Source organism: Morganella sp. B601, assembly GCF_051172335.1.
Lineage (GTDB): Bacteria > Pseudomonadota > Gammaproteobacteria > Enterobacterales > Enterobacteriaceae > Morganella > Morganella morganii.
The window spans coordinates 139,966-147,310 of record NZ_JBPIZE010000008.1 but is presented as its reverse complement, the minus strand read 5'-3'; the positions used below and the strand labels follow the sequence as shown (position 1 = coordinate 147,310).

Annotated in this window: 14 protein-coding genes; all 14 read right to left on the bottom strand. The window is 54.6% G+C overall.

Features of this window, described 5'->3' with window-relative positions:
• The coding region (locus ACSBQN_RS17705; protein WP_434991783.1) for a phage tail protein at window positions 1–758 on the bottom strand (758 nt) is incomplete at its 3' end.
• Window positions 755–1,363: a phage tail protein I gene (locus ACSBQN_RS17700; RefSeq protein ID WP_434991782.1), complete on the bottom strand. Its 609-nt coding sequence runs from the start codon at window positions 1,361–1,363 to the stop codon at window positions 755–757. The genes ACSBQN_RS17700 and ACSBQN_RS17705, both read right to left, overlap by 4 nt.
• On the bottom strand, window positions 1,356–2,264 hold the full coding sequence (locus ACSBQN_RS17695) for a baseplate assembly protein (RefSeq protein ID WP_434991781.1): 909 nt from the start codon (window positions 2,262–2,264) through the stop codon (window positions 1,356–1,358). Before ACSBQN_RS17695 ends, ACSBQN_RS17700 begins: the two co-directional genes overlap by 8 nt.
• Before the next feature lie 2 nt (window positions 2,265–2,266).
• Window positions 2,267–2,605, bottom strand: coding sequence for a GPW/gp25 family protein (locus ACSBQN_RS17690; RefSeq protein ID WP_115072328.1), 339 nt, complete (start codon window positions 2,603–2,605; stop codon window positions 2,267–2,269).
• A complete protein-coding gene (locus ACSBQN_RS17685; RefSeq protein WP_434991780.1) occupies window positions 2,602–3,231 on the bottom strand; it encodes a phage baseplate assembly protein V in 630 nt (209 codons plus the stop codon). Before ACSBQN_RS17685 ends, ACSBQN_RS17690 begins: the two co-directional genes overlap by 4 nt.
• A complete protein-coding gene (locus ACSBQN_RS17680) occupies window positions 3,228–3,869 on the bottom strand; it encodes a phage virion morphogenesis protein (protein WP_434991779.1) in 642 nt (213 codons plus the stop codon). Before ACSBQN_RS17680 ends, ACSBQN_RS17685 begins: the two co-directional genes overlap by 4 nt.
• A 9-nt stretch (window positions 3,870–3,878) precedes the next feature.
• Complete coding sequence (locus ACSBQN_RS17675; RefSeq protein ID WP_434991778.1) at window positions 3,879–4,295, bottom strand: phage tail protein; 417 nt, start codon at window positions 4,293–4,295, stop codon at window positions 3,879–3,881.
• A complete protein-coding gene (locus ACSBQN_RS17670) occupies window positions 4,295–4,450 on the bottom strand; it encodes a hypothetical protein (protein ID WP_266329886.1) in 156 nt (51 codons plus the stop codon). Before ACSBQN_RS17670 ends, ACSBQN_RS17675 begins: the two co-directional genes overlap by 1 nt.
• Window positions 4,447–4,956: a lysis system i-spanin subunit Rz gene (locus tag ACSBQN_RS17665; RefSeq protein ID WP_434991777.1), complete on the bottom strand. Its 510-nt coding sequence runs from the start codon at window positions 4,954–4,956 to the stop codon at window positions 4,447–4,449. The genes ACSBQN_RS17670 and ACSBQN_RS17665 overlap by 4 nt, the downstream gene beginning before the upstream one ends.
• The gene (locus ACSBQN_RS17660) at window positions 4,946–5,491 is read right to left on the bottom strand and encodes a lysozyme (RefSeq protein ID WP_434991776.1); all 546 of its coding nucleotides are present in this window, start codon (window positions 5,489–5,491) and stop codon (window positions 4,946–4,948) included. Before ACSBQN_RS17660 ends, ACSBQN_RS17665 begins: the two co-directional genes overlap by 11 nt.
• A complete protein-coding gene (locus ACSBQN_RS17655; protein WP_064483159.1) occupies window positions 5,491–5,751 on the bottom strand; it encodes a hypothetical protein in 261 nt (86 codons plus the stop codon). Before ACSBQN_RS17655 ends, ACSBQN_RS17660 begins: the two co-directional genes overlap by 1 nt.
• Window positions 5,752–5,753: 2 nt before the next feature.
• Entirely contained in the window at window positions 5,754–5,954 is a 201-nt protein-coding gene (locus ACSBQN_RS17650; protein ID WP_049247083.1) for a tail protein X, read from the bottom strand.
• Entirely contained in the window at window positions 5,954–6,439 is a 486-nt protein-coding gene (locus ACSBQN_RS17645) for a head completion/stabilization protein (RefSeq protein WP_004237265.1), read from the bottom strand. The genes ACSBQN_RS17650 and ACSBQN_RS17645 overlap by 1 nt, the downstream gene beginning before the upstream one ends.
• Window positions 6,440–6,534: 95 nt before the next feature.
• Window positions 6,535–7,341: a phage terminase small subunit gene (gene gpM / locus ACSBQN_RS17640; RefSeq protein ID WP_434991775.1), complete on the bottom strand. Its 807-nt coding sequence runs from the start codon at window positions 7,339–7,341 to the stop codon at window positions 6,535–6,537.
• Window positions 7,342–7,345: the final 4 nt, after the last annotated feature.

Sequence of the window (7,345 nt, the reverse complement as noted above, 5' to 3'; positions counted from 1 at the left end):
TCTCCTAAACCAAGGTTTTCGATAAACTTTGGCTTGTCCTGAATGTCTGCGCCGTTCTGGTCTTTGGCGAGTTTACTGTTGGCATCAGCAACACTGGCTTTTTTACCGAGTTCTGTGGTCAGAAGATTTTGTGACACCACTTTGCCGGTATCATTTCCCAGCTGCTGAGTGATATCTGCCTTATCGATTTTTTTAATCAGTTCCAACTTTAAATACTGATTGGTGACGTAATCACCTTTCGGCTGATAGGTCTGTGCGGCTCTGGCCTCTGATGCCTGAATTGCAGCATCAATACTTTTTGTCACATACTCCCGCGTTGCCAGCACCACGGACGGATCGACTTTCAGGGTGATAGCCTGTGTGCTGCTGACCATCAGCACCATCTGAATAACCTGCGTCCGGCCAGACCCCTCCTGTAAATTCGGCTTGTAGGTCTCCGGGGCGTTGCCGACTGCGATCAGACCGCCGTTATCATCAAACAGGCCGATTTCGCGAATCCACCAACCGCCCTCATTTTCAGGGATCACCTGTTCGGCAATGATGAAATTCGGGTTTTTCTCGTCAACAGATACCTGATTGACTGCCGCCCGGCGGTTTTCGCGGACTAATTTTGTCTGAGCCGGATCCGGAACCGGCAGTGTACCGCCGCCGTCACCGACCGCCATTGCGGAAATGTTCATCTGCGTACCCAGCGCGACAGCGTTCGCCAGCTGTGCCGCGCCGTAATTCGTCAGGATAGCGAAATACTTTGCTGTCATGGGTTTATTCTCACTTTATCAATGGTTATCAGCGCGGCACCGAGATAGTTCGCGCTTTCCACCCGGACGGTTTCCGGGATATACGGATAAACAGTCAGCGTGTCGCCGGTGTTGGTGGCGGCACCACAGTAAAAATGTCCGGATGTGCTCAGGTTGATAGACAACCCCAGCAGGTGACGACTGACGGGCTTTGCGTCGAATATCAGGCGCTCCAGCTCAAAATAGGTTTCTTCGGTAATGCCGGTTTCCGACACGCCGACCGTCAGGCGGAATGTCCCGTTCCGGTCGCCGGTTTTCCACCACTCAGTGACGCTGATCAGATAGCCGAGCGGCTCCACGACACGCCGCAGCGCCCCGATGGTGCCTTTGTGCTTGTGAACAAACATTGACGCCTTGATAACGTCCCGCTTTGTCCGCTCCGGCCAGTCAGCATCCCAGCGGTCAACCGACCACGCCCACGCCAGATACGGCAGCAGAGGTAGCGGACAGGTGTCCGGATTGACCAGGGTTTTTAACGGCACCGGCACGCGCTCTATTTCTGCGCAGGCTTGTGCGGCGGCAAGCTCCAGCGGGCTGGAACCGGTCGGCAGCAGGCGGCTACTCATCAGAACCCCCGACCGTCACTGTCACGTCAGTACAAAATGATGCCTGCGTATTGCTGATCACGATATCTTCCGCCGGGCTTTTCAGTTCGACGCGCTGAACCCCCTCAACATGCAGGGCGGCGTAAACGGCTGACAGCCGGATATCACGCCCGATTCTGTGCTGCTCTTTCACATACCGCGCCAGCCGTTCCCGGGCGGCGGCTTCTATCGGTTCAGATTCCGGTGTCGGGAACAGATACAGCGCGGCATCAATCGAATAATTCACAATTTCAACGGACTGCACGGTGACGCGGTCAGCCACCGGGCGCACGTTTTCATCATTCAGCGCCTTATCAACTATCGTCAGCAGTTCTGGCGGCGCGGTGCCGTCACCCTCACGGGACAGCACGCTGACGGTCACACAGGCAGGCTCCGGGCTGATTGCCGAGGCATCCGCGACCAGTCCGGAAGCACTGCGTGCATGAAAAACATAAGCGCCGACCGGCCCGGCAACACTCATCCCTTCAAACGCCTGCGGGATGCGCATCCGGAAATCAGCATCGGATTCATAAACGGCCGGCAGTGGCGGGATAGCCGTATCGTCAGCCGCCCGGATAACCAGCCGTGGCACGTTGTTGTTCGCGCCCAGCTGATCCAAACCCGCCCCGTAGGCATAGGCCACCATACAGGCGCGGGCGGCTTCATTGACGCGCTGGCGCAGCAGCATTTCCCGGTAAGCATTTTCCTGTAACAGTTTGGTCAGCGGCTCGGATTCCAATTGCAGCACGCGGGCGACCGGCGTTCGCAGTTCTTCCGGCAGAGAGACCAGCAATGCGGCTTTACGCTCAGTAAAAATCTGTTCGAAATCTAACGTTTCGATCACGTCCGGCGGCGGTAACTGGCTGATGTCGATGGTTGGCATGATTACCCCCGGGGAATTTCTGCCGTAAACGGCTGGTTATCGGTTTTCGTGCCCTGAAAATACAGGGTCGGTACGTTGTTTTCGTCCTGTTTTACTTCAATACGTTGCAGGCTGATACGCGGCTCCCAGCGCATTAACGCCATATAGCAGGCGCTCATGACTTTCAGGCGCGTTGCCTTATTGTCCGGTTCATCAATCAGCTCTGACAGTAACGAACCGTATTCACGGCGCATCACGCGGGAACCGATCGGCGTGTGCAGAATGTCGTACATGCTCTGCGTAATATGCGCATCGTCACTGATGGTCATACCCGTTTTTTTATCAAAGCCGCTGTATGTCATGCCGGTGTGTCCGTATTGCTGTTGCCCCGCTCTACCCCGCCGTGTTTATGGGTATGCAGCGTGACACCGTTAGATTTAATACTGCCGCCGGTATGAGTAAAATCACCTGTCATTTCACCGCCTTTTTCCACATTCAGGGTCGCGCACGTCAGGTTGTCTGAGCACACCACTTTCGGGGTATTAAAATTAATCTGCGTGCTGGCCGTCACTGTCACTTCCGGGGCGGTGGCATCAATTATTTGCGCGGCGTTCACCGTGGCTTTCTGAATGCCGGTCACCGTTAATTCACCGGTTTCCGGCTCGTATTCGATCACAGCACCGTCACTGAATGTTTTGTGCATAGCCTGCGCACTGTGGCTCGGTGCGCTGTTTTTGTCGCTGTACAACGAACACAGCACAAAGGCCGTGGTTAATTCACCATTCACAGCGCCGATAATGACCTGCTCACCGGCAACCGGCGCCCACCATGAGCGCCCCGCTCCGGCACGGTCAGCGCCCCAGCGGATCCAGTCAGTGAGAATGTCCCCGGTTCTGACCCGGCAGACCATTTTTTCAGTGTCCACCTCTTCAACCACGCCCACGCGTAACAGGTTGGAAATAAGGCGTTCCAGTTCATTCAGTGTCATCGTGAGTTCACCAAATCCTGATAAATAAGTTCCAGCAGCCCGGCGCGTTCGTACTGCGACAGGCCGAGTAATTCGCGTTTCGGGTACTGTGTCCGCGCCAGCTCGTTAACTGCACCGGTGAGGCCGTACTGATGCTGCCGGGCAATTGCGGCGGCTTTACCCTGAAACCCGATAACGGCGGCATCCGGAAAAGCCTGTGCCCGTAAAAACCGGGCAGTGCGCAGCCGCTTAAACATCGGATCACCGCGCTTTGTGCTGCGGCGGGTTTCTGACAGGTCGATTGACAGAAAACGTTCAATATCTTTTCGCATGAATGACCGTACCGCGCCGCGCTCTTCGTCATATCCGGTAATCATCCGGCCGTTGCGTCCTTTGGTGTTACGCCAGCCCCGCAGACGGCGGACTTCGCCCTTATACAGAAATTCAACGCCCCGCTTTGACCGCAGCACCTGTGTTTTTCTTGCCTGATAAGGTGAGCCGTCCGCATTTTGCTGACTGCGGATCCGTCTCTGCTGATCTGCCCTGATAGCTTTTGCCAGTTTTGCCGACAACCGGCGGCGGTATGCCGGACTTGTCGTTGACAGCAGCCGAGATAATTCGGCATCCAACTGTGAAAACAACGCGGTTTCATTACTCACGCTCCCCCCTTACACCTGATACGGTTTAAATTCCGGTTCAGGCAGATGTGTTACGGTTTCCTCTCCGTCTCCGCCCTCAACAACAACACGTTCGGTAACGGGCAGCACAATCAGAATATCGGCGGTGTCGTTGTCCAGAATATCAGCATCAAAACGGATCCCGCCCTCGCGTTTGTCCGGGTTAAATATCAGTGCCGGTTGTTGCTCCCGCACCCACTTCAGCACCGGCAGCATCAAATCATCCAGGGAGTTCGGATAATCCATTGCCAGCAGATTCAACTTGTAGCTGTACATGAAGGAATTTCCCGGCCTGCCGGTGGCAATAAGATTTCCTTCTGAGGCGTAGACTTCCAGTGATTCCGGGTTCTGCTGAAAACGCGGCTCCCGCGCCGTCAGAAAATCCCGCAGTAACTTTGGTTTCAGCATCACTGCCCCCTGTAGTGGTTAATCGCACTGACACAGCGCTTTTCAAGGCTTTTACGGTCAGTACCGCAGCTGTTATCTGTCAGCAAATATGCCGATGAGATCAGAAACACGACCAGAAAAATCAGGGTGCCAATGACATAACAAACTGTTTTCATGGTGATACCCTGCACTGTTTTTCTAACTCCCTGACCCGGGATTGCAGATAATCTAATTTTGCCTGGTCGCCGATGATTCCGGCTCTGATATCGAAAACAATTCGTTCAGCTTTTTCAGTGAGTCGGATTTCGGCTCCATCGCCCACGCCGCCGCCGCCGGTATTTCTGCCTGCTGACAATTCACAGGTGGCAAGGTCGGCACCGGTGAGCCGCAACCGCCGAGCACCATCACGAACGGCATCACGCAGATGATTATTTTCCTCAAGCGCATCTTTCAGTTTTCCTGTGTGTCTGGCGTCCAGTTCGGCAGCTTTACGCTGAGCTGTCCGCATCCGTTCTGCTGCTGCATCACTTTGCTGTTTCGCTGCCAGCGTCAGCGCGTTTAATGTGGTCTGGTGTGTGGTGGTCAGTACGGCGATTTTCCTGTCGTAGTACCATTTTTCGCCGACAGCCAGCAGTAACAGGCCGACAATGGCATAGGTCGAAAAGCCGCTCTTATTCATCATCCAGACCCCAGCACACAAGCGCGGCTTCCTGTTCCCGGCGCAGCACCTGACCGTAACAGCCGTTTTTCTGCCCTTTGGTCTTCCGGCAGTCTTTGCCGCCGTCATAGATCCAGCGCTTTATTTCCTGACAGGCACCGCGCTTATCACCGGCATTCAGTTTTTTATAAAATGTGGATGTGAAACATTTCCCCGGGCCGATGTTATACGGGCAAAAACTGGCAATACCGGCAATCTGAGCATCATTCAGCGGCACATGCACATTACGCAGCACCCACTGCACCGCCTTTTCAGCCTCGATACGGTTCACTTTGGCGCACTGTTCTGCGGTCAGTGTCATACCGCGTTTTACCGGCTTGCCGTCAATCCGGGTCACGCCCCGGCAGATAGTCCAGATACCGCCGCCGTCCTGATACGCGGTCAGCGAATTACCTTCTTTCTCATCCAGAAACTGATCGACAATGGCCGTCGCTCCGGCACCCCCCAGCAACAAACCGATCATTACTTTGCTGAATACATTCAGGTTATTCTGTTGCATCACAATTCCTGTTTCGGTGCGGTAATGAAATCTTTTGCGGATCCGCTGCTGATACCCTGCTGTTTCAGGGTTTCCACATAATCCGCCCATATTTCAGTGCGTTTCTGCTGTGAACGCCGGTTAAGCAGATAATTCATGACACCAAGGCCGATACTGAAAACCAGACCGATCAAAAATCCCCATTCAAACAGAGAGAATCCGGAGAAAAACGCACCGGCGGTGGCGAAAAAATAGGTTAGTCTGCTGTGTAATTCGTCCATCCCTAATCCCACAATTGAACGGTATCTTTCTGTTTCGGTTCGGTGATATCCGGCATTTCCACCCACTGCCCCGGACGTAAAACGGTTGCCAGACACAGACCCGGATTCGCATCAAGCACCTGCGTGACGACTCCCTGCGTGCGCCGGTAGTGCCGGTAACAGAGTAAATCCACGGTATCGCCCTGCTGTGCCTGTACTTTCATTACGCCAGCTCCGCCACCATGCGCCGCAGCCCCATCAGGTCACGGACGGCGTTCTGTCCGTCACGGCGCAGATCATCAATCTGCGTGCTCAGGGCTTCCGCGTGTTTTTCACCTTCGCGGGTTGTGTCGATATCACGATAATTTTCAATCAGATATGACTTTGTGAAGCTGTAAACCGCCTGGCGGTATAAAAACAAATGCCGGGTTTCATCGTTGACCGGTGTTGACGGCACATCACCCAGCGTTTCCGCTGTCTGCGCTGCCTGCCATTCTCTCAGCAGGTCATTGACATACAGGGCGGCACTGGTCGCAGCGTGCTTCAGTCTCGCGGTGGTAACCGTGCCGTTAACCCGCATAGCCCAGCGCAGATCAGACAGTGTGATGTCCGGGTAAAACGGGATGGTTGTCACCACAACGCCCTTGTCACTGATATCTGTCGTTTCATCGGTCGGCGCAACGGCCTTGGGTGCGACTAATCCGCTCATGGGATCACCTCGGTAAAAAAACGGCGGTGGACGATGAGGACGCAGTAATTAACCCCGCCTCATCGTGCCGCCGTGGCACACGGGGGTGCATTCGGTTATGACGCGGCTTTTTTCCGTGTCGTTGTTGGCTTTTTAGCGCTGCCCGGCTTTGGTTTTGTGCCGGTACCTTTCGCCGGGGTATTTTTCGCCGGTTTCTTTTCCGGTGGCGGCGCAGTGTCCTGTTTACTGTCGTCCGCTTTTTTCAGCTCCCGTTGCAGCAGTTCAATATCCCGTTTCACGCCGGATTTGCTGTGCAACAGCAGCGCACGCTGTAACAGCTCAAGCGCCCGGGCTTTATCTTCCGGCTGCTCACTAAGGCGTAATGTGTACGCCAGTGCTTTACAGAGTTTTGCCTGTACTTCGTTCGGTACATCATGGTACTTAGTCAGTGTTCTGATGCGTTCCAGTACCGGCAGCGGGATCAGCTGGTCAGCACCGACACCGGCAGAAAACAGCGTCAGCGCTTTATCACAGATTTCATCAATCACCATCACCGCCGGTGTGCGGTTGTAGCGTTCCGGTAACGGTAAATTGTGTGCCAGCACATAACCGGCCATATCCAGCGCCCGGTCATAGTTTCCGCAGTCAATCTGCCAGACCAGAACGGTCGTAAAAACCTCATCCGCCTGTCCGGTATTGGCCGCAATAACGCCGTCAATCCACGGCTCATACTGATCAAGCACCGTTTTCTTGTACTCAATTTTGAACTCAGTGCCCTGAATGTCGCTCAGGCGTGACTGATCGTGACGCAGACGATGCAGGATCTGCTCGTATGCCGTCATATTTACGGTTGTTTGTTCGCAGCCCCGGCGCTCAGCCATGACGCGTTGCCAGTGTTCCTGCGCAGGTGTTAACTGTTGCATTGCA